Source organism: Homoserinimonas sp. A520 (assembly GCF_054489245.1).
Window position 1 is genome coordinate 405215 of the sequence record NZ_JBTMWX010000002.1, and the last position, 18734, is coordinate 423948.

21 protein-coding genes are annotated in these 18734 nt (G+C 66.7%); 10 read left to right on the plus strand and 11 right to left on the minus strand.

Going from position 1 to position 18734, the window contains the following annotated elements:
- Position 1: 1 nt before the first annotated feature.
- From ureG to ACX3PH_RS06495, 7 genes are all read right to left on the minus strand, one after another.
- The gene (gene ureG / locus ACX3PH_RS06465; RefSeq protein ID WP_459090603.1) at positions 2-778 is read right to left on the minus strand and encodes an urease accessory protein UreG; all 777 of its coding nucleotides are present in this window, start codon (positions 776-778) and stop codon (positions 2-4) included.
- Entirely contained in the window at positions 768-1529 is a 762-nt protein-coding gene (locus tag ACX3PH_RS06470) for an urease accessory protein UreF (protein WP_459090605.1), read from the minus strand. Before ACX3PH_RS06470 ends, ureG begins: the two co-directional genes overlap by 11 nt.
- Positions 1529-3238: an urease subunit alpha gene (locus ACX3PH_RS06475; protein ID WP_459090607.1), complete on the minus strand. Its 1710-nt coding sequence runs from the start codon at positions 3236-3238 to the stop codon at positions 1529-1531. The genes ACX3PH_RS06470 and ACX3PH_RS06475 overlap by 1 nt, the downstream gene beginning before the upstream one ends.
- Positions 3216-3776 (minus strand): urease subunit beta, encoded by a 561-nt coding sequence (locus tag ACX3PH_RS06480; RefSeq protein WP_459090609.1) that lies wholly within the window; start codon positions 3774-3776, stop codon positions 3216-3218. Before ACX3PH_RS06480 ends, ACX3PH_RS06475 begins: the two co-directional genes overlap by 23 nt.
- A complete protein-coding gene (locus ACX3PH_RS06485; RefSeq protein ID WP_459090611.1) occupies positions 3773-4075 on the minus strand; it encodes an urease subunit gamma in 303 nt (100 codons plus the stop codon). The genes ACX3PH_RS06480 and ACX3PH_RS06485 overlap by 4 nt, the downstream gene beginning before the upstream one ends.
- Before the next feature lie 95 nt (positions 4076-4170).
- Complete coding sequence (locus ACX3PH_RS06490; RefSeq protein ID WP_459090613.1) at positions 4171-5187, minus strand: HoxN/HupN/NixA family nickel/cobalt transporter; 1017 nt, start codon at positions 5185-5187, stop codon at positions 4171-4173.
- A gap of 326 nt (positions 5188-5513) precedes the next feature.
- Positions 5514-6035: a metallophosphoesterase family protein gene (locus ACX3PH_RS06495; RefSeq protein WP_459090615.1), complete on the minus strand. Its 522-nt coding sequence runs from the start codon at positions 6033-6035 to the stop codon at positions 5514-5516.
- A gap of 77 nt (positions 6036-6112) precedes the next feature.
- On the opposite strand from ACX3PH_RS06495, the gene ACX3PH_RS06500 reads away from it, so the two are divergent.
- From ACX3PH_RS06500 to ACX3PH_RS06510, 3 genes are all read left to right on the plus strand, one after another.
- Complete coding sequence (locus tag ACX3PH_RS06500; RefSeq protein WP_459090617.1) at positions 6113-7636, plus strand: SulP family inorganic anion transporter; 1524 nt, start codon at positions 6113-6115, stop codon at positions 7634-7636.
- Positions 7637-7723: 87 nt separating this feature from the next.
- Positions 7724-8287 (plus strand): OsmC family protein, encoded by a 564-nt coding sequence (locus tag ACX3PH_RS06505; protein ID WP_459090619.1) that lies wholly within the window; start codon positions 7724-7726, stop codon positions 8285-8287.
- A gap of 51 nt (positions 8288-8338) precedes the next feature.
- A complete protein-coding gene (locus tag ACX3PH_RS06510) occupies positions 8339-9586 on the plus strand; it encodes an MFS transporter (protein WP_459090621.1) in 1248 nt (415 codons plus the stop codon).
- Here ACX3PH_RS06510 and ACX3PH_RS06515 read toward each other — a convergent pair.
- Positions 9583-10044, minus strand: a complete 462-nt coding sequence (locus tag ACX3PH_RS06515) for a hypothetical protein (protein WP_459090623.1) — start codon at positions 10042-10044, stop codon at positions 9583-9585. The genes ACX3PH_RS06510 and ACX3PH_RS06515 overlap by 4 nt on opposite strands.
- Before the next feature lie 217 nt (positions 10045-10261).
- Between ACX3PH_RS06515 and ACX3PH_RS06520 the strand changes: the two genes are divergently transcribed.
- The 3 genes from ACX3PH_RS06520 to ACX3PH_RS06530 all read left to right on the plus strand — a co-directional run bounded on the left by ACX3PH_RS06520 (position 10262) and on the right by ACX3PH_RS06530 (position 11463).
- Positions 10262-10555 carry a DUF503 domain-containing protein gene (locus ACX3PH_RS06520; protein ID WP_459090625.1) on the plus strand — a complete coding sequence of 98 codons (294 nt, stop codon included), beginning with the start codon at positions 10262-10264 and terminating at the stop codon, positions 10553-10555.
- A gap of 84 nt (positions 10556-10639) precedes the next feature.
- Positions 10640-10987, plus strand: a complete 348-nt coding sequence (locus tag ACX3PH_RS06525; RefSeq protein WP_459090627.1) for an ArsR/SmtB family transcription factor — start codon at positions 10640-10642, stop codon at positions 10985-10987.
- Positions 10984-11463 (plus strand): SRPBCC family protein, encoded by a 480-nt coding sequence (locus tag ACX3PH_RS06530; RefSeq protein ID WP_459090629.1) that lies wholly within the window; start codon positions 10984-10986, stop codon positions 11461-11463. The genes ACX3PH_RS06525 and ACX3PH_RS06530 overlap by 4 nt, the downstream gene beginning before the upstream one ends.
- Here the strand turns inward: ACX3PH_RS06530 and ACX3PH_RS06535 are convergent.
- Positions 11460-12851 (minus strand): pyridoxal phosphate-dependent decarboxylase family protein, encoded by a 1392-nt coding sequence (locus tag ACX3PH_RS06535; RefSeq protein WP_459090631.1) that lies wholly within the window; start codon positions 12849-12851, stop codon positions 11460-11462. The genes ACX3PH_RS06530 and ACX3PH_RS06535 overlap by 4 nt on opposite strands.
- Before the next feature lie 46 nt (positions 12852-12897).
- On the minus strand, positions 12898-13248 hold the full coding sequence (locus ACX3PH_RS06540; RefSeq protein WP_459090633.1) for a DUF1801 domain-containing protein: 351 nt from the start codon (positions 13246-13248) through the stop codon (positions 12898-12900).
- A 97-nt stretch (positions 13249-13345) separates the two neighbouring features.
- On the opposite strand from ACX3PH_RS06540, the gene ACX3PH_RS06545 reads away from it, so the two are divergent.
- Entirely contained in the window at positions 13346-13840 is a 495-nt protein-coding gene (locus tag ACX3PH_RS06545) for a tetratricopeptide repeat protein (RefSeq protein WP_459090635.1), read from the plus strand.
- A gap of 105 nt (positions 13841-13945) precedes the next feature.
- On the opposite strand, the gene ACX3PH_RS06550 is transcribed toward ACX3PH_RS06545, so the two are convergent.
- Positions 13946-15136 (minus strand): cytochrome P450, encoded by a 1191-nt coding sequence (locus ACX3PH_RS06550; protein ID WP_459090637.1) that lies wholly within the window; start codon positions 15134-15136, stop codon positions 13946-13948.
- Between the two features lie 178 nt (positions 15137-15314).
- Between ACX3PH_RS06550 and ACX3PH_RS06555 the strand changes: the two genes are divergently transcribed.
- The 3 genes from ACX3PH_RS06555 to ACX3PH_RS06565 are packed head-to-tail and all read left to right on the plus strand — an operon-like array spanning position 15315 to position 18714.
- Positions 15315-16118, plus strand: a complete 804-nt coding sequence (locus tag ACX3PH_RS06555; protein WP_459090639.1) for an IclR family transcriptional regulator — start codon at positions 15315-15317, stop codon at positions 16116-16118.
- A complete protein-coding gene (locus ACX3PH_RS06560; RefSeq protein ID WP_459090641.1) occupies positions 16115-17785 on the plus strand; it encodes an HAL/PAL/TAL family ammonia-lyase in 1671 nt (556 codons plus the stop codon). Before ACX3PH_RS06555 ends, ACX3PH_RS06560 begins: the two co-directional genes overlap by 4 nt.
- Complete coding sequence (locus tag ACX3PH_RS06565; protein ID WP_459090643.1) at positions 17782-18714, plus strand: PDR/VanB family oxidoreductase; 933 nt, start codon at positions 17782-17784, stop codon at positions 18712-18714. The genes ACX3PH_RS06560 and ACX3PH_RS06565 overlap by 4 nt, the downstream gene beginning before the upstream one ends.
- Positions 18715-18734: the final 20 nt, after the last annotated feature.

Here is an 18734-nt window from a genome sequence, read left to right on the forward strand (position 1 = left end):
ATCAGCGATGTTCGGCCAGGCGATCCCGAACCCAGTCGGCCACCGCCGCTGCAGATGGTTCCTCGGTGAGGGAGGTGAACAGCACCGGCAGCTCACCTCGCTTTGCCTTCGCGTCGCGGTCCATGACCCCCAGGTCGGCGCCAACGTACGGCGCCAGGTCGGTCTTGTTGATGACCAACAGGTCGGCGGATGTCACACCGGGGCCGCCCTTGCGCGGCACCTTGTCCCCACCGGCCACGTCGATGACGAAGATCTGGTGATGGATCAGCCCGCGACTGAAAGTGGCGGTCAGGTTATCGCCGCCGCTTTCGACCAGGATCAGGTCGAGCGGCGGCAGCTTCTCCTCGAGCTCCTCGATCGCCTCCAGGTTGGTGGAGATGTCGTCGCGGATGGCCGTGTGCGGGCACGCACCGGTCTCGACTGCGGTGACCCGATCGGCCGGGAGCACACCGTTGCGCAGCAGGAAGTCGGCATCCTCCGTGGTGTAGATGTCATTGGTGACCACTGCGATCTGAAGATCCTGCAGGGTTCGGCAGAGTGCCGCCACCAGGGCGGTCTTACCCGACCCGACCGGCCCTCCGATCCCGATCCGCACCGCCTGCCGGGGGCCGGCCGCGAGCGGTTCCTCCTCGTCGACGTGAATGTGGTCCGGGGTGGCGCGGAGGGTATTCGCCCCCTCGTGGCTCTCCTCGAGCTGGATGATGCGGCCATCCGGATGCTCGTGGCCGTGACCATCGTTTTGCTCGTGCTCGTGCTCATGTGACGGATTAACTGGCAAAGAGACGCACCTCCCAGGTGGCATGGACTTCGGCGAAGATTTCGAGCAGGAACCCCGCGCGAGCGGGCAGCTCGGCGGGTGGAGCATCGCGATAGCCGGCGGCTTCGTCAGCCACCTCGGCAACCTGGGCACCCAGCCGGGCGAGGGCGGCATTCACCTGGAACGGATCCAGCCCGAGCAGACGGATGGCGGCTGTCGCCGGCCCGGCAATGGACTCGTACGCCGCCAGGTAGGCGGCATCCCTCGAGGTCAGGCCGGCTGCGGCGGCGACCGCGCCGAACGCGACCGGCTGGTGCAGGCCATTGCCCGGCAGCGACGCGATGCGCTGAAGCCCTGCGTGCGGCCACACGGTGCCGCCGACGCGCAGCACCGAGCGGCCGAGCCGACGGGAGACCGTGCGGAGCGTTGGGGATGGCGTGCGGGCGTTGAACTCCGTGTCGAGGGGGAGCAGTGCAGCCGTGACATCGGCGCCGTCCCTTGCCGTCTCCGCGAACATCCGGCAGGCAGCGCCGGCGAAGGCAGCCGCGACCAGGCCGACAGTTGTCAGGCGACCGCGCAGGAAGCCCTCCAGGGCTGGGACGTCACCCAGGGCATCCGTCACCGCTGCCGCCTCGAAACCCCCGGAGTGGGCATGGCCGCCCGTCGGAAAGCGCCCGTCAGCCAGCAGCAACAGCGCGGCCAGGGAGCCCGGGCGGTCATCGACAGGCACCGAGCGGCCGGGGGTCGACGGTTCCGTCAGCGTCGTTCGCATCAGAACAGGAAGTATCTCTGCGCCATGGGCAGTTCGACGGCGGGTTCATGCTCGATCAGCTCGCCGTCGACCGTGACGCCGTAGGTGTTCGGGTTCACCTCGATATGCGGCATCGCGGTGTTCTCCGGCAGGTCCTCCTTGCTGCGCCCGCGCACATTCTCCACCGCCACCAGCTTGCGGTTGATGTCCAGGCGATCGGCCAGCCCGTCCTCAATGGCGGCGGGGGCGACGAACGCGAACGACGTCGCCGCTGCGGCACGCGAGCCCACGCTGAAACCCAGCCGTTCCATGACCGGCTGCGGTGTGGGAATCGAGGCGTTGGGGTCGCCCAGTGCGGCGACCGCGGCGACACCGCCCTTGAAGACAACGGTGGGGCGGATGCCGAACAGTGCCGGTTGCCACAGCACAAGGTCGGCCAGCTTTCCCGGTTCCACCGACCCGATCTCGCGCTCCAGCCCGTGCGCGACCGCCGGACAGATCGTGTACTTGGCAACGTACCGGCGGGCGCGCAGGTTGTCGGCGCGGTCGTCACCGGGGAGCGGGCCACGCAGGGCTTTCATGCGGTGGGCGGTCTGCCAGGTGCGGATCACCACCTCGCCGATGCGGCCCATCGCCTGGGCATCCGACGACATGATCGAGATCGCGCCCATATCCTGCAAGACGTCCTCGGCGGCGATGGTGCCCTCACGCACACGGCTCTCGGCGAAGGCCAGGTCATTCGGCACCTGCGGGTTCAGGTGGTGGGCCACCATCACCATGTCGAGGTGCTCATCGATGGTGTTGTGGGTGAACGGCCGGGTCGGGTTCGTGGAGGCCGGCAGCACGTTCGGCTCACTGGCGATGCGGATGATGTCGGGGGCGTGCCCGCCTCCGGCACCCTCGGTGTGGAACGAGTGGAAGGTGCGACCGGCCACCGCCGCCAGCAGGTCCTCCACGAACCCGGACTCGTTCAGGGTGTCGCTGTGCACAGCGACCTGCACACCCGACTCGTCGGCCACCTGCAGGCAGGCGTCGATCACCGCCGGGGTGGCACCCCAATCCTCATGAACCTTGAAGCCACCGACCCCGCCGCGCAGCTGTTCCCACATCGACTCGTGCGAAGTGGTGTTGCCGCGCCCGAGGAAGAGCACGTTCAGCGGCCACGGTTCCATGCTTTCGAGCATCCGCTGCATCCACCAGGAGCCGGGAGTCGCCAGAGTGGCCTTCGACCCTTCCGTCGGCCCGGTGCCACCGCCGACCACCGTCGTCGTGCCGGCCTGCAGGGCGACGGCCAGCATTTGGGGTCCGACGAAGTGCACGTGGGTGTCGACGGTGCCCGCGGTGAGGATGAGGCCGTTTCCGGACATCACCTCGGTAGACGGGCCGATGACCAGGTTGGGGTGCACGCCCGACATCGTGTCCGGGTTGCCCGACTTGCCCAGGGCGACGATCCGTCCATCGCGCACACCGACATCCGCTTTGATCACGCCCCAGTGGTCGAGCACAACAGCACCGGTGATCACCAGGTCGGGGGTGCCCTCCGCGCGGGTGGCGTTGGATTGCCCCATCGACTCCCGAATCGACTTGCCGCCGCCGAAGACCATCTCCTCGCCGTACCCGCAGCGGTCCTCCTCGACCTCGATGATGATGTTCGTGTCGGCCAGGCGGATGCGGTCGCCGGTCGTCGGGCCGAACGACGCGATGTACTCAGCGCGGGGGATCTGTGGCATCGAGTTCTCCTGAACACAGTCCGCGCAGCCCCCGCACGATCCGCTTGCCCCCGATCGGAATGAGTTCAACTTCTTCTGCCGCCCCCGGCTCGAACCGCAGCGACCCGCCGGAGAGCACATTCAGCCGCTTGCCCCACGCGGCCTTCCGGTCGAACCTCAGGGCGGCGTTCACCTCGGCGAAGTGATAGTGCGAACCGACCTGAACCGGTCGATCCGCCGGGTTCTCCACGCGGATCCTCGTCACCTCGGCGTCCACGTTGATCTCCACCGGATCCCGCCCGAAAAGGATCTCACCCGGGATGATGGGCTCGTAGGCGCTGATCTTGGCATCGAAGAGTCGGCGGGGTGACTGGCGTTCGTTCATTCCGGGCCGGCGCGGCTGGCTCGAGCTGCCGACGCCGGATGATGGATGCTTCACCTTGTGGTCGTACACAACCCCGCTGTCGTATCCCGGGTTGTCGCTGGGGTGCGAGGCATCCGTTTTCGGGCCGCGGTCGCCCGTCCGGTTCCTGCCGAACGGATTCTCGGTGACCCTCATGGGATCGGCCCCGTCACGGTGACCAGCTTGGTTCCGTCCGGAAACGTCGCCTCCACCTGAACCTGGGCCAACATCTCCGGAACGCCCTCCATCACGTCGTCCCGGGTGAGCACCTCCCGGCCGGACTCCATCAGGTCGGCCACAGTCTCGCCGTTGCGTGCGCCCTCCAGCAGGTAGGCGGTGACGATGGCGGTAGCTTCCGGAAGGTTCAGCTTCAACCCGCGGGCTTTTCGCTCCATGGCCAGCTTGGCCGCCAGATAGATCATCAGGCGCTCTTGCTCGTGCATGCTCAATAACATCTGCGTGCTCCAGAGTTTCAGCACAGCCGTCCTACGGCGGCGTGGGTTGGCGCGAGCGTACCCCCGGGATCGGGACGGGACAAGGAGTGCGAACCTCAGTTCGGTGCCGGAGAACAACCGTCGAGTTTGGCCAGCTTCCAGTAGGCGAGCGAACCCAGCCAGGTCAGCAGGAACAAGCCGACAATCATGAAACCGAAATATTCGAGCTGGAGCGAGGCGATCCAGGCGAGCGGCCCGGCATCCGCTCGGATGCTCACCGCCAGCAGTCCGAGCAACGCCACCCCACCGACCAGGTAGGCGATGAGCACGGACAGCACGGTCACCGTCAGGTTGTAATACACCTTGCGCACCGGGCGGGCGTAGGCCCAGGCGTATGCCCGGTTCATGAAGATGCCGTCGATCGTGTCGAAGAGGGTCATGCCGGCGGCGAACAGGATGGGAAGCACCAGCACCACATACCATGGCGCGGCCAGCGCAGCCCCACTGCCGATGACGAACAGCCCGATGGTGGTGGCCGTGTCGAAGCCGAGGCCGAACAACAACCCGACCGGGTACATCTTCCAGGGCTTGTCGATGCGTCGGGCCAGTGGGCCGAGCACCCGGTTGACCACTCCGCGGTCCTGCAGTTGCTCCTCGAGTTGCTCCTCACTGAATTCGCCTGTGCTCAGCCGTCGGAAGGTACGCCAGATCCTGGTGAGGGAGAATAGGTTCACGGTACCGATCAGCAACAGGAAGGCGCCGGAGACAATCAGCCCCCAGGTGCTGGTGACGGCCGCGAGGGCGGAGCCGTCGTCCGAGAGCTGTTCGGCGAGTCCGTTGAGCCCCGCCGCCAGCAGGCCGACGGCGACGAGTACCACGGTGGAGTGGCCGAGCGCGAACCAGAAGCCGACCGACATCGGCTGGCCACCCTCGCTCACCAGCTTGCGGGTGGTGTTGTCGATCGCGGCGATATGGTCGGCATCGAAAGCGTGTCTGGCACCCAGGGTGAAGGCGGTGAAGGCCAGTCCGAGACCGAAGGTCTGATTGTTGCCCAGCCCGAAGTCACCGGGCAGCACCACGATGAAGAACAGCCCCCAGCCCAGCGAGAGCAGCAACGTGATGACCACGGCCATCCAGAGAACGCTCCGCCGGGCGGAGGAAGGAGATCGAACCGAACTGGGTGCGGACATTCCTGCTCCTCGAATTTCACCCCAGCATAGGTAGGCGATCTGTCGCGTCACACCCTCTCCGCGCACTTTGCCGTCTGGGTCAGCGGTGGTGAACAGCACGACGTCCACGCGCACCGATCGGAGGGTCGCTTGTGAAAATGCGTGGGCGCAGCTCCGATCGGCTAGCGTCTGGGTTCCTCGCGAGGCGGATCCGTACGCGCGCCAGCGAACCTTGCGCGTCATGCGACGAGTCGGTGCTGTCTGGGCAAGCCCGACTGGTTGCGACAAACTCAATCGTCTTTAAGTACTCGACCTGGCACGTCAACCAACTCCACATCACGGAGGGTGCCGGCATCCGCCACCGCGGTCAGGTAGGTGCAGGCCGGCTGGCGTCGCCGGTCGGTGGGGGAGCCGGGGTTCAGCAGTCGCAGCCCGCGTGGCGTCGTGGTGTCCCACGGGATGTGACTGTGCCCGAACACGAGAACGTCGGTGTCCGGAAATGCTGCATCGCACCGCGCCTCACGCCCGGCTGCCGAACCAGTCTCGTGCACCACAGCGAAGCGGATGCCGTCAATCACCGCGCGCGCGACCTCCGGCAGCCGTGCCCTCAGCTCCGGCCCGTCATTGTTACCCCAGACCCCGACCAGCCGTGAGGCGCGCTGCTCCAACTCGTCCAGGAGCGTAAGGTGCACCCAGTCTCCGGCGTGGACAACCGCATCCGCGTCATCGACCGCCTGCCATACCTGCTCGGGCAGTTGCCGGGCACGCTTCGGCAGATGGGTGTCTGCGATCAGCAGCAGTCGGGTGGGCATGCGTCCATGCTCATCTCGTCGGGGGGCCAATGCAAGCGCGGCTAGGGTGTATGCGGCCCCCACTTGCAAGGACTCCCATGACTGCCACTGACCGCAACCGCGCCGAACACACCCGCTATAGGCCGGACCCCTCGGTACTGACCGCACTCCGCTCTCCACGGCTGCTGACCCGCGAAGTCCTGGCCGGCCTCGTGGTCGCGATGGCACTCATCCCCGAAGCAATCTCCTTCTCCATCATTGCCGGCGTCGACCCGCGGTACGGCCTGTTCTCCTCGTTCGTCATGGCCGTCACCATCGCCTTCCTCGGCGGCAGGCCGGCCATGATCTCGGCGGCGACCGGCGCCGTCGCCCTGGTTATCGCGCCGGTCGCCCGCGAGCACGGCATCGAGTACTTCCTCGCCACAGTGATCCTCGCCGGCCTCTTCCAGATAATGCTCGGACTGGTCGGTGTCGCCAAGCTGATGCGGTTCATCCCGCGCAGCGTCATGGTCGGGTTCGTCAACTCGCTCGCCATCCTGATCTTCATCGCCCAACTGCCGCACCTGATCGGCGTACCGTGGCTGGTCTACCCGCTGGTGGCCGGCGGCATCCTGATCATGGTGGTCATGCCGCGCATCACCAAGGTGGTTCCGGCTCCGCTCATCGCGATCGTGGTGTTGACCGTCATCACGGTGACCATGGCCGCCGCCGTGCCGACGGTCGGCGACGAGGGTGAACTGCCGAAGAGCCTGCCCGAGTTCTTCATCCCCACGGTGCCGCTCACCTGGGACACCTTCGCCATCATCGCGCCCTACGCACTCGCCATGGCGCTGGTCGGCCTGATGGAGTCGCTGATGACCGCCAAACTGGTCGACGACATCACAGACACGCACTCGAACAAGACCCGGGAGTCGTGGGCCCAGGGCGTCGCCAACGTGCTTTCCGGCCTCTTCGGCGGTATGGGCGGCTGCGCCATGATCGGCCAGACCATGATCAACGTGAAGGCGTCCGGTGCCCGCACCCGCATCTCCACCTTCCTGGCCGGCGCCTTCCTGCTGATCCTCGTGGTCGGTCTCGGCGACCTGGTCGCCATCATCCCGATGGCCGCCCTGGTGGCCGTCATGGTGATGGTGTCGGTTCTCACCTTCGACTGGCACAGCATCCGCTGGTCCACGTTGAAGCGGATGCCGAAAAGCGAGACCACGGTCATGGTCGCCACCGTCGCGGTGGTCGTTGCCACCAACAATCTCGCGATCGGCGTGATCGTTGGTGTGCTTGTGGCGATGGTCGCCTTCGCGCGTCGGGTCGCCCACTTCGTCACCGTCACGCGAACCCTGCCCGACGACGAGGTCGTACCGACCGCGTACTACACGGTCAGCGGCGAACTCTTCTTCGCCTCCAGCAACGACCTGACCACCCTGTTCGAGTACGCGGATGACCCGGAGCGCGTCGTGATCGACATGTCGCAGTCCCACGTGTGGGACGCCTCGACGGTGGCAGCCCTCGACGCGATAACCAACAAGTACGAACGTCACGGCAAGCGTGTGGTCCTGGTCGGGATGAACGAGGCGAGCACCTCGATGCACGGTCGTCTGGCCGGCAACCTCGGCGGGGAGAATTAGGCCCGAACTCAGGCCGAAGTTACGCCCGGTTTCGCCGTGTGACGTAGTGTTCCGACGCCGTCTGGGCACGTTCGGTAGCGTCGCCGCATGACACTTCTCGAAACCTCCACAAACCCATCCACCGTTCCAACAGTTGCCGCCGCCGAGCGTGCCGACAGGCTCACCGATGCGGGTGCCGCGTGGGCGAACCGGATTTCCGCCGACCCGAAAACGGCCCTGCTCACCTACCGGGTGAACGGCTCCGGCGTCGGCTCAGTGGCGACAGCGATTACCGCGGGCAAGCATGCCTTCCTCGTCGATGAGCCGGATGCCCTCGCCGGCGACGACGTTGCCGCCAGCCCGGTCGAGTTCGCACTCGGCGCGCTCATCTCCTGCCAGGTCGTCGTCTACCGGCTCTACGCCCAAGCACTCGGCATCCAGGTGGACGACATCGATGTGAAAGCCGAGGGAGACCTCGACGCCAGGCGCCTCTTCGGCATCGACAACTCTGTTCGCCCGGGCTTCAGCGCCGTGCGGTTGGCCGTGACGATCACCGGGCCGGAAACGGATGCGCGCTACCAGGAGCTCCGCGAAGTCGTCGACGCCCACTGCCCGGTCTTCGACCTGTTCGCGAACCCGACACCGGTCAGCGTCACCGTCGCCAAGGGCTGAGCCCCCGCGCGGCCCCGGTCCAGCCCCGGTGGCGGAGGTTAGGTTGGACTAATGCCGAGCACCCAGCATCCGCTCCCGGTCTGGGCCGGCCGCTCGGTAGTGCTGGTCGGCATCATCCTGGTCGCGCTCAGCCTTCGCACCGCGGTCGGGGCCCTGTCGCCCATCTTCGGCGAGATCGACGCGGACCTGCCGCTCACCAGCATCCGCATCGGACTACTCGGCACACTGCCCCCGCTGCTCTTCGCCATTTTCGGCCTCCTGACACCGCTGCTGAGACGGCGGCTGCGCCTGGAGACACTGCTTCTCGTCGCCCTGGTGGTGATGACGCTCACGCATGTCTGGCGGGGGACATCCGGCAGCTACCTGAGTCTTGCGGTGGCAAGCGGCGTCGCCTTCGCCGCCGTCGGCGTCGCCAACGTCGTACTGCCGCCCATCGTGAAGAAGTATTTTCCCGACCGCATCGGCGGAGTGACGTCACTGTATGTCACCTGCATGACGTTCTTCAGCATGGTTCCGGCGCTGGTGGCAGTGCCCGTCGCCGACGGGTTCGGCTGGAGGGTGTCCGTCGGCATGTGGGCCGCCCTGGCGGCCGTGGCCGTCATCCCGTGGATCGCGCTGGTCCGCCGCCGCGAACCGCGGAGTGCGGACTCCGCCGAACGTGACGACGTCGCCACCCCGGCTCTGGTGGGAAGCGTCTGGAGTTCCCGATTGGCCTGGGCGCTCGCGGTGTTCTTCGGCATGACCTCGATCAACATCTTCGGCATGTTCGCGTGGCTGCCGGAGATCCTGCTGGAGGTGACCGACATCACCCCGGCGACCGGGGGTGCGCTGCTCGCGGTGTACGCCGGCATGGGTGTTCCGCTGGCGGTAGTCGTTCCGGTTCTGGCGGTGCGGCGAGGCAGCGCCGGTCCGTTGACCGTTGCCGGGTGCCTCCTCTACGCCGGCGGGTATCTCGGGCTGCTCCTCGCCCCTGGTGCGCTGACCGTGCTGTGGGTGGTGGTCGCCGGCCTGGGTGCGATGCACTTCCCGCTCGCGCTGGTGCTCATCAACCTGCGCACTCGCACCCACCAGGGCGCGATCGCGTTGAGCGGATTCACGCAGGGAATGGGCTACCTCATCGGTGCCCTGGGCCCGGTGATGCTGGGTATCCTGCGCGACCTGACCGGAGGGTGGACTGTTCCGATCCTCTTCCTGATCAGCACTGTCGTGGGGATGGCGATCTCCGGCGCAGTCCTGCTGCGTCCGCGGATGTTCGAAGACGAGTGGGCCACCTCCAAGAACCGAGGCGGCACGTCTTAACGCTGTAGGTTCAGCGCGACCGCCAGCACGACCAGCACCAGGCTGCCGAGCCCGAGAGCGCCACGCAGCACGGCAGCCGAGCGCGAACCGCGAAGCACAGCGGATGCTTTCGCCGCATCATCCGGAGCGGCAAGGGCTTCGCGTCGCAGTCTTCCCATTCGCCCTGCCTGGGCGATCGCCGGGATGCTGGCGGCGATGAGCGCCACGGCTACCGCAAGTGCGGCAATGACAGTGGTGTTCGGCTCGAGAATGGTGAGCACAGTGGCTGGGACGAGGATCAACGCCATCGCGATGGCCGCCACCACCGCATACCGTCGGCCCAGATCGCGGAACAGGGCCACCCGCCCGGCCGCCTGGAGAGCCGCTTTGCTGCTGCGCGACACGACGAATACCGTGGCGAAGCCGCCCACCCAGGCACCAACGCCCAGCGTCAGCACCGAAATCAGGAGTTGCTCCACGCGCCCAGTGTATTGCGGCGCTCCGGGTCAGCCGGCCAGCTCATCAGGAGACTGGATGTTCTGCCGCGCCTTACACCCATGCCGCCCCGCGTCTTTATCAAGCGTGTTGTTGTCGAGCCGATCACGACGTTAGCCAGCGCATCTGAGTGCTCCATGGAATCCTCGCGTAGCCGCCATCGCCACGCGTACACTCGCCCGCGAGTGAAGGGATGACGGCATGTGGGTTGGGGCGATCGAGTTCGACATCCTGCTCGGCGACGTGCACTCGCTTAAGGAGAAACGCTCCGTGGTGCGGCCGGTGATCGCGGAGGTGCGCCGACGGTTCGAGGTGAGTGTCTCCGAGGTGGGCAGTCTCGACCTGCACCGTCGAGCAGCGATCGGTGTCGCCGTTGTCGCCGCTGACGGCTCGCGCGTGGTGGAGGTGCTCGACCAGGTTGAACGGATGATCGCCGAACGGCCCGAGATCGACCTGCTGTCGGCGCGGCGCACCATCCACTCCAGCGACGACTGAATCTGGTCGGGGTATTGACCGCTGGCCGGCGGAGGCGTATCTTCTTGTTATCAACCAATTGGTTGATAAAGCGATAGGTTGATAATGACTGACACGGACGCCTCTGAGGCCCAGCTGGACCGGGCCTTCCTGGCGCTTGCCGACCCGGTACGACGCAAGATCGTCGCCCGGCTGTCGACCGGTCCCGCGACGGTGAACGAGCTCGCCGAGCCGTTCCAGATCACCAAGCAGGGTGTTTCCAAGCACATCCAGGTGCTCGAGGCAGCCGGGCTGATCAGCAGGAGTCGTGACGCGCAGACCCGCCCGTGCCACCTCGAGCCGCTTGCGCTGGAGGCACTCACCGAGTGGATCGACACCTATCGCCTCGTCGCCGAGGGCCGATTCCGGCGCCTCGACAGCCTGCTCGAAACGATGAAGGAGAAGGAAAGATGACAAGCACCAACCCCACCACCATCACCATTCCCGACGGACTGCCGTTTATCGACATCGTGCGTGAGTTCGATGCGCCGAAGGATGCCGTGCGCCGCGCCTACCTGGACCGGGACCTCATCGCCCAATGGCTTGGCCCACGCGGCTACGAAATGGAAGTCAATGAGTGGAATGGTGAGACCGGCGGACGCTACCAGTACACGCACCGCGACCCGGAGGGCAACGCCTACGGATTCAGCGGCGTCTTCCACTCGGTTTCCGGCGACACGCTGGTTCAGACCTTCGAGTTCGACGGATGGCCGGGGCACGTGAGCCTCGAATCCGTCACGTTTGAAGACCTGGGCGACGGGCGCACGCGCATCGTCAACCACTCCGCCTACCAGTCGGTCGAAGACCGGGACGGGATGGCGGAGTCCGGCATGGAGAAGGGCATCAACGAAGGGTACGAGCGCCTCGACGAGTTGCTGAAGAGCAGCTAGCCGGCGTCTTCGGATGCGATCGCCCGTTCGATCGCATCCACTGACGCCGCCACGTCGTCGGCATCCGTCGACCAGTTGCTGACCGAGATCCGCAGCACATCGCGGCCGGCCCAGTGCGAGCCGGACATCCAGGTGGTGCCGTCGGCCAGCAGCCGCGCGGTGATGCTGCGGGTTCTCTCGTCGGAGCCGAAGCTCAGGCACACCTGGGTGAAGACGACGTCGTTGAGGACCTCGACCCCGGGAAGCCGGCCGAGCGTTTCCGCGAACTCCTGGGCGATCTCCACCATGCGGTCCACCATGCCGACCACCCCAGTGCGTCCGAGTGCGCGCAACGCCGCCCAGACCGGCACGCCGCGAGCCCGCCGGGAGAACTCCGGCACCTTCTCGAACGGGTCGCCGGGGCCGCTGTCGTCGGTCATCAGGTAGCTGGTGTGCGTGGTGAAAACCGACCGAACGACATCCGGACGCGCCACGATCGCCACGCCGCAGTCGTACGGGACGTTCAGCGTCTTGTGTGCGTCGGTCGCCCAGGAGTCGCAGGACCCCAGCCCGGACAGCTGCGCCCGGTGGGTGGGGCTGGCAGCAGCCCACAGCCCGAAAGCGCCGTCCACGTGGACCCACGCGCCATGCTCGTGAGCAAGCGCTGTCGCTTCGGCAATCGGGTCGAACGCGCCGGAATGCAGGTTGCCGGCCTGCAGGCAGACAATGCTCGGCCCGTCCGCCTTGCTGAGCGCCTCGGCCAGCGCGTCGACGACCAGCCGCCCCTGCGCATCCGCCGCCATCACGGTCGGCTTGCCGAGCCCCAGGTACTTCAGGGCGAGGTCGACGGATGCGTGACGGTCGGCACCCACGAGAACGGTCACCCTGGGTGCGCCGGTCAGACCGTTCGTGGTGAGGTCCCAGGCCGCACGGTCGAGCACATCCTGTCGCGCCGCTGCCAGGCCGACGAAGTTGGCCATCGTGGCACCGGTGGTGAAGCCGACATCGCAGCCGGCTGGGAGCCCGAGCAGGTCGAGCAGCCAGTCGCCGGCATTCTGTTCCACGGCTGCCACACCTGGAGTGGCAAACCGGAGTGCCGTGTTCTGGTCCCACGCACTCACCAGCCAGTCGGCGCCGAGTGCGGCAGGCAGGGTGCCGCCGATCACCCAGCCGAAGAACCGGCCGGAGGGCATGGCCATCAGTCCTGGCTCAACCCGCCGGACCAGCTCATCGACCACATCGACAGGGTCTGCGCCATCCTCGTGGAACGGTTCGTCGAATTGCGTCGCCAGTTGGTCGGCGGTCAGCTGCGGCCGAACCTCTCGCGACGGCATCGACGTAAGCCATTGTTCAGCGTGGTGGTGCGCTTGATTCAGGGCCCGGGAATAGTCATCCGGTTCGGCCGACATGGCTCATAGCGTAGACCCGTGCATCCCGTGACAACAGGGTCGACTTCTAGTCGCCCCCCGCCAGTTCGCGTGCCTGCCTCAGCCAGTCGTCGAGCACTTCACCGTCGAACCCGTCGCTGTCGGCGATCTTGAGCGTCGCCATGTCGGCTGAACCGCTCGGCACCAGCGTCTCGGTGTCGTCGTTGATCGATTGCCCTCGCCACAGCATGAAGGTCACATAGTTCGGGAACGCCTTGAAGCCCGCCACTGGCGTCGTGCCCATCATCCACACCGGATGCCCGTGCCAGACCTGGCCGACCGCATCCGGCAGCCCGGTGTCGAGGTGCGCCCGCAGTGCCGCCGCAATGACGTCGTTGGGGGCGTCAAGCCCCGCGATGTACTCGTCGATTGTCGCCATTGTGTGCCTCCCGAAAGTAGTCCTGCCATCCTCACGCACAATGCCGTCGGTGCCAACCGTGTTCGTGCAGCCGTGGCTGCGGCGATAGGTTTGCCTCGTGAATACGAACAGCACGACCTGGCAGCAGCGAGCGGATGCGCTCTGGGCACTCATCGACAGCTACGGGCCGGACGCCTTCGTGCTGGAGATGACTCGCCTGGTCTCGGAGCGACCGGCGGATGATGCGGTCGCGGCCCACGAACTCGGTGGCGCTTACGACTCCACCGGTCACAGCGACCTCGCCGTGCCCCACTACCGTCGTGCTCTGCAGCTGGGACTCGACGAGAGCAGGCATCGCCAGGCGGTGATCCAGCTGGCCAGTTCCCTGCGGAACCTCGGCCAGGCATCCGAAAGCGTCTCGCTGCTGGAGGAAGAGCGCGACGCCCGCACCGACGAACTGGATGATGCCGTTCGTGCGTTCCTCGCGTTCGCGCTCATCGACGTCGGCCGCGAACGGGAGGCTGCCGCCATGGCGCTTGCCGCGCTGGCCCCCCACCTGCCCCGCTACCAGCGCTCCGTGACCAACTACGCGCAAGCACTGCTGCCGGAGTAGCCGAAAAGCAGGAGAAACCGCACGCCACTCGCAAAAAACTCCCTCATACCGTGCGAGTCGCACAAAAGATCCCTCAAAGTGGCGGGCAAGCGAGCGGATGTGGGCTCAGGCGGCGACCACCCGAACGGGCAGCGACGCCACGCCCTTCAGCGTGTTGTGGAGGTACGGAACCGGCTCACCCAGGCGCTCGATGCTCCTCACGCGAGTCGCGAGGGTGGTCAGCACGACGTCCATCTCCAACCGGGAGATGGGCTGGCCGACGCACTGGTGGATGCCCATCCCGAAAGCCAGGTGGCCGCCGGCCTGCCGGTCGATGCGGTAGCTGTCGGCATCCGCCCCCCACTGCTCCGTGTCGCGGTTCGCCGCACCCGGGAACACCATGACCTTCTGATCCTCTTCAAGGCGGATGCCGTGGAACTCGACCGCGCGCGAGGTGGTGCGGAAGAACGACTGGAACGGCGATTCGAAGCGCAGCGCCTCATCGATGGCGAACTTCATCATTGACGGCTTCTCGTGCACGGTGTGCCAGTCGGCTGCGGTATCGGTGAGGCTCCGCAGCGTGTTGCCGATCGCCAGCGCGGTCGTGTCGAGCCCGGCGGACAGCAGCGCACGCACCAGCAGTGCCGCCTGGTCTTCGGTGATGGCGCCGGCGTCCGCATGCTCCCAGATCTTCGCGCCCAGTCCGTCCGGATCGAGGTTGTCGCGTGCACAATTCGCCATCACCCAGTCCCTGGTGCCTTCGCCCTTCTCGAAGTAGTGGCGGTAACGATCGTCTTCGGGGCCGAAGGCGCTGAAGTTCATCGCGCCGTGGGGGAGCAGGTTCTCCATCCGCCCCTCGCGCGGGATGCCGACCGCGTCGCCGAAAGCCCGGATGGGGAACACTTCGGCGAGTTCGGTGACCGCGTCGAACTCGCCCTGGGCTACCAGGCGGTCCACCAACTCGTCGGCGAACTCCTGGAACTGCGCGCGCAGGGCACGAACGCCACGCGGCGAGATCACGTCGACCATTGCCGTGCGCATCTGCCCGTGGATGGGCGGGTCCGACTCCAGGATGCCCTGGGGTCGCCAAGCAGCCTCATGATGCAGGTTCTTCGGCCCGACGCCCGCGCCATTGATGAACGTTTCATGGTCGACCAGGATGTCGCGCACCAGCTGGTGCCGGGTGAAGGCGAGCACCTTGTAACGCTCCAGCCAGACGGCCGGGCCGGCCGCGCGCATCCGCTCGAACAGCGGATAGGGGTCGGCAAGATTGGCGTCGGAGTACGGGTCATCGGGGAACGAGGGGAGATCCGTCATCGCTGGTCCTTTGCTTGGGAAGGGCCTTCACCGTATCGAGCGACGGGAAATCGACGCGACCCAGGTTCTTGCTCTGTGAGAATGACGGTTGGATGCTGCCCGCTGAGTGGCGGACCATGTGGCTAGCGACAACGCGGCTGGCGACATGTGGCTAGGACAATGAACCTGGAGGTGCCCGGTGGACTCATCCCTTGAGCGCGGACTGGCGCTGCTCACCGAGATCGCCGCATCGGGCGAACACACGGCGGCGTCGCTCGCACTCGCGGTCGGCCTGCCCGTCAGCACGACTTACCGCTACCTGCGGGTGCTGCGCGACGGCCAGTTCGTCCGCGAACACCGCGGGCGCTACGAGGCCGGCACCGCGCTGGTCGGGCTCAGCGGGCGCCATTCCGCACAGTCCTACCTTGCCGAGGTCGGGCCGGCAGTTCTTGCCGCGCTCGTCGAAGAGATCGGGGAGACCGCGGTGATGATCGTCCGGGTCGGCACCCGTGCGCTCTGCCTGCGGCGCGCGGAGCCCGACAAATCGCTCAAGTACACCTTCGCGATCAACCAATTGCTGCCCCTTCACGCCGGCGCCGGCCAGCGCACGCTGCTCGCCTGGGCACCGGATGCGGTGATCAAGCAAGTCCTCGGTCGCGAGCTGGAGCGCTTCACCGACCGCACCCCGACTGCCGAGCAGTTGAGGCAGAGCATCCCCACCATCCGCCGTGTCGGCTGGGCCCTGTCCCGTGGTGAGTTCGACGCCGGGGCGGTATCCGTTGCCGTGCCGGTGCTTTTCGGCGGGGAAGCGGTCTGTTCGCTCAACGTTGCCGGGCCGGAGGCGCGGTGCGGCTCGCGTGAATGGGTGAAGAACACCGTGCAGGTGCTGCACTCTGCTGCTGCCGACCTCACCGACGCGCTCGGCGTGTGGGCGCCAGCCAGTCAGGTCGGCTTACAGGCGCCACGTGAACAATCAAGCGTCCAGAACAAGGAGATCGCATGACCCAGCAACCCGTCCTCTTGATCGGCGATGACGACGCAAGCCTCGGCGATCTCGTTGATGTCGCCCGCCACCGCCGGCGGGTCGCGCTTGCTCCAGGCGTTGCCGAGCGGATGGCGCCGAGCCGGGAGTGGATCGACGGAATCATCGACGGGATGGCCGCGGGCAAGGAGACGGCGCCGATCTACAGCATCAACACCGGCTTCGGCTCACTCGCCGGCCGCCGGGCATTCGACAACCCGGGGGATGCGGCTGAACTCAGCCGCCGCCTGATCCTCGCCGACGCGTCCGGCGTCGGCCGCAACGTCGACGAAGAGGTCGTGCGCGCCACCATCTTCATTCGGATCGTCAGCCTCACCCGCGGTTACTCCGGCATCCGACCCTCGCTGGTGCAGGGGCTGATCGACATGCTCAACCACGATGTGTTCCCGGCGGTGCCGGAGTACGGTTCGCTGGGCGCCAGCGGCGACCTCATCCCGTTGGCCCACATCGCCATCGTGCTGACCGGCCCGCCCAGCGGCGAGGACGACCCGCTCGACTCCGGCGAAGCCTTCGTTGACGGTCGCATTGTCTCTGGCGTCGAGGCGATGGCGCACGCCGGGATCGCCCGCATCCCGATCTCCGCGAAGGACGGCCTTGCCCTGCTGAACGGCACGTCGTTCTCGGCCGCGCAGGCAGGGCTGGCACTCTGGGACGCCCGGATGCTGCTGGAGACCGCGACCATCACAGCAGCCATGTCGATCGAAGCCCTTCGCGGTTTCGGCGACGCCTTCATCGACGAACTGCACCAGGCCCGGGGACAGAAGGGGCAGATCGCGGTGGCCACCCGCATCCGCCAGCTGCTGGAAGACAGCCAATTGGTGACCGGTGATCGCGACACCGACCCCGACCGCCAGCCGCCGCAGGACGCCTACTCGCTGCGCTGTGTTCCGCAGGTGTTCGGCCCGGTGAAAGACACCCTCGACTTCGTCACCGGCATCATCGAGACCGAGATCAACGCGGCAACCGACAACCCGCTGATCTTCCCGGACCTGCCGAGCACTCGCACGCTCAAGGCGGTCTCCGGCGGCAACTTCCACGCCGAGTACGTGGCATTCGCGGCCGACTTCATCTCCATCGTCGTCACCGAGATCGGCAACATCACCGAGCGGAGGCTGTTCCGCCTCGATGACGGAACGCTGAACCGTGGGCTTCCGGACATGCTCATCGCCAGCGAGCAGGTCGGCCTGGACTGCGGGTTCATGCTGCCGCAATACCTGGCGGCCGCGCTCGTCTCCGACTGCAAGACGCTCGCCCACCCCGACAGCGTCGACTCGATCCCGACCAGCGCCAACCAGGAGGACCACGTCTCGATGGCGAACAACGCCGGTCGGCACGCGCGCACCATTGTCAGCAACATCCAGCAGGTCGTCGCCATCGAGTACCTGATGGCAGCGCAGGCGCTGGAATTGCGGCTGATCGAACGCGGAGTGGGTGCGGATGCGATCGGTACGGCTAGCCGCGCGGCGCTACGGCTGCTGCGCAGCACCCCGTCGAGTGACGGCCGGCCGAACGGGCACCTGGTTCGCGATGCGGTGCTCTACCCGCGCATCCGCGCTGCGGCGACGCTGGTGATCGATGGCGCTGTCGTGCGTGAAGTCGACCGGGCGATTGCTGCGGTGCAGGCGTGAGCATCCAGCTGCGGGTGTTGCGGCGTGAAGCAATCGCCGACCGGGTTCTCGCGCTGACACTGGAAAGTGCTGACCGCACCCCGCTGCCCGAGTGGACGCCCGGTTCGCATATCGACCTCACGCTTCCCGGTGGACTGATCCGGCAGTATTCACTCTGCTCCGACCCGGCGGACCGCAGCAGCTGGCGCATTGGGGTGCTGAGGGAGCTGGCGGGCCGCGGCGGCTCGGACACCGTCCATGACTCGGTACAGGTCGGCGACACCCTCAGTGCAACCGATCCCAAGCACAGCTTCAGGTACAGCGCCCCGGCATCTGATGTGCTGTTCATCGCCGGCGGTATCGGCGTCACGCCGATACTCCCCATGGTGAAGGCGGCAGAGCAGGCGGGGATCACGTGGCGGATGCTCTACCTCGGGCGCAATCGGGAGTCGATGGGTTTCCTGGATGAGCTGGAGCCGTATGGCGACCGGGTCACCGTGCACACCAGCGACAGCGGCGGGAGGCTTCCGCTGGGCGCAGGCATCGCCGCCTTCGGGCTGATCGATCCGGAGATCTACGCCTGTGGCCCTGCCCCTTTGCTGGATGCCTTGGGGGAGTGCTGGCCGGCAGCGCGCCTGCACGTCGAACGGTTCACCGGCGACGGGAACGGCGCCGAGGACTCCGATACGGCGTTCATCGTCGAGACCAGCGACGGAACCGAGATCGAGGTGGCCGCGGATGAGACGATCCTGGCCGCGATGATGCGCTGCGGCGTTCCGGCCCTCAACTCCTGCCAGGAAGGCATCTGCGGCACCTGCGAGACGGTCGTTGTCAAGGGAACGCCACTCCACCGGGACAGCCTGCTGAGCGACGAGGAGCGGGCCAGCAACGAGACCATGATGATCTGCGTCTCGCGGTGCATCGGAGACCGTCTGGTGTTGGAACTCTAGGGCGCTTTAACGAAAGAAGA

Excerpts from the sequence above, each read along its gene's own strand:
- ACX3PH_RS06530 (WP_459090629.1), top strand. The coding sequence starts at position 10,984 with ATGACAAGCACCAACCCCACCACCATCACCATTCCCGACGGACTGCCG.
- ACX3PH_RS06495 (WP_459090615.1), bottom strand. The coding sequence starts at position 6,035 with ATGCCCACCCGACTGCTGCTGATCGCAGACACCCATCTGCCGAAGCGT.
- ACX3PH_RS06525 (WP_459090627.1), top strand. The coding sequence starts at position 10,640 with ATGACTGACACGGACGCCTCTGAGGCCCAGCTGGACCGGGCCTTCCTG.
- ACX3PH_RS06550 (WP_459090637.1), bottom strand. The coding sequence starts at position 15,136 with ATGACGGATCTCCCCTCGTTCCCCGATGACCCGTACTCCGACGCCAAT.
- ACX3PH_RS06560 (WP_459090641.1), top strand. The coding sequence starts at position 16,115 with ATGACCCAGCAACCCGTCCTCTTGATCGGCGATGACGACGCAAGCCTC.
- ACX3PH_RS06480 (WP_459090609.1), bottom strand. The coding sequence starts at position 3,776 with ATGAGGGTCACCGAGAATCCGTTCGGCAGGAACCGGACGGGCGACCGC.
- ACX3PH_RS06475 (WP_459090607.1), bottom strand. The coding sequence starts at position 3,238 with ATGCCACAGATCCCCCGCGCTGAGTACATCGCGTCGTTCGGCCCGACG.
- ACX3PH_RS06505 (WP_459090619.1), top strand. The coding sequence starts at position 7,724 with ATGACACTTCTCGAAACCTCCACAAACCCATCCACCGTTCCAACAGTT.
- ACX3PH_RS06490 (WP_459090613.1), bottom strand. The coding sequence starts at position 5,187 with ATGGCCGTGGTCATCACGTTGCTGCTCTCGCTGGGCTGGGGGCTGTTC.
- ACX3PH_RS06470 (WP_459090605.1), bottom strand. The coding sequence starts at position 1,529 with ATGCGAACGACGCTGACGGAACCGTCGACCCCCGGCCGCTCGGTGCCT.
- ACX3PH_RS06500 (WP_459090617.1), top strand. The coding sequence starts at position 6,113 with ATGACTGCCACTGACCGCAACCGCGCCGAACACACCCGCTATAGGCCG.
- ACX3PH_RS06520 (WP_459090625.1), top strand. The coding sequence starts at position 10,262 with ATGTGGGTTGGGGCGATCGAGTTCGACATCCTGCTCGGCGACGTGCAC.
- ACX3PH_RS06540 (WP_459090633.1), bottom strand. The coding sequence starts at position 13,248 with ATGGCGACAATCGACGAGTACATCGCGGGGCTTGACGCCCCCAACGAC.
- ACX3PH_RS06510 (WP_459090621.1), top strand. The coding sequence starts at position 8,339 with ATGCCGAGCACCCAGCATCCGCTCCCGGTCTGGGCCGGCCGCTCGGTA.
- ACX3PH_RS06535 (WP_459090631.1), bottom strand. The coding sequence starts at position 12,851 with ATGTCGGCCGAACCGGATGACTATTCCCGGGCCCTGAATCAAGCGCAC.
- ACX3PH_RS06485 (WP_459090611.1), bottom strand. The coding sequence starts at position 4,075 with ATGTTATTGAGCATGCACGAGCAAGAGCGCCTGATGATCTATCTGGCG.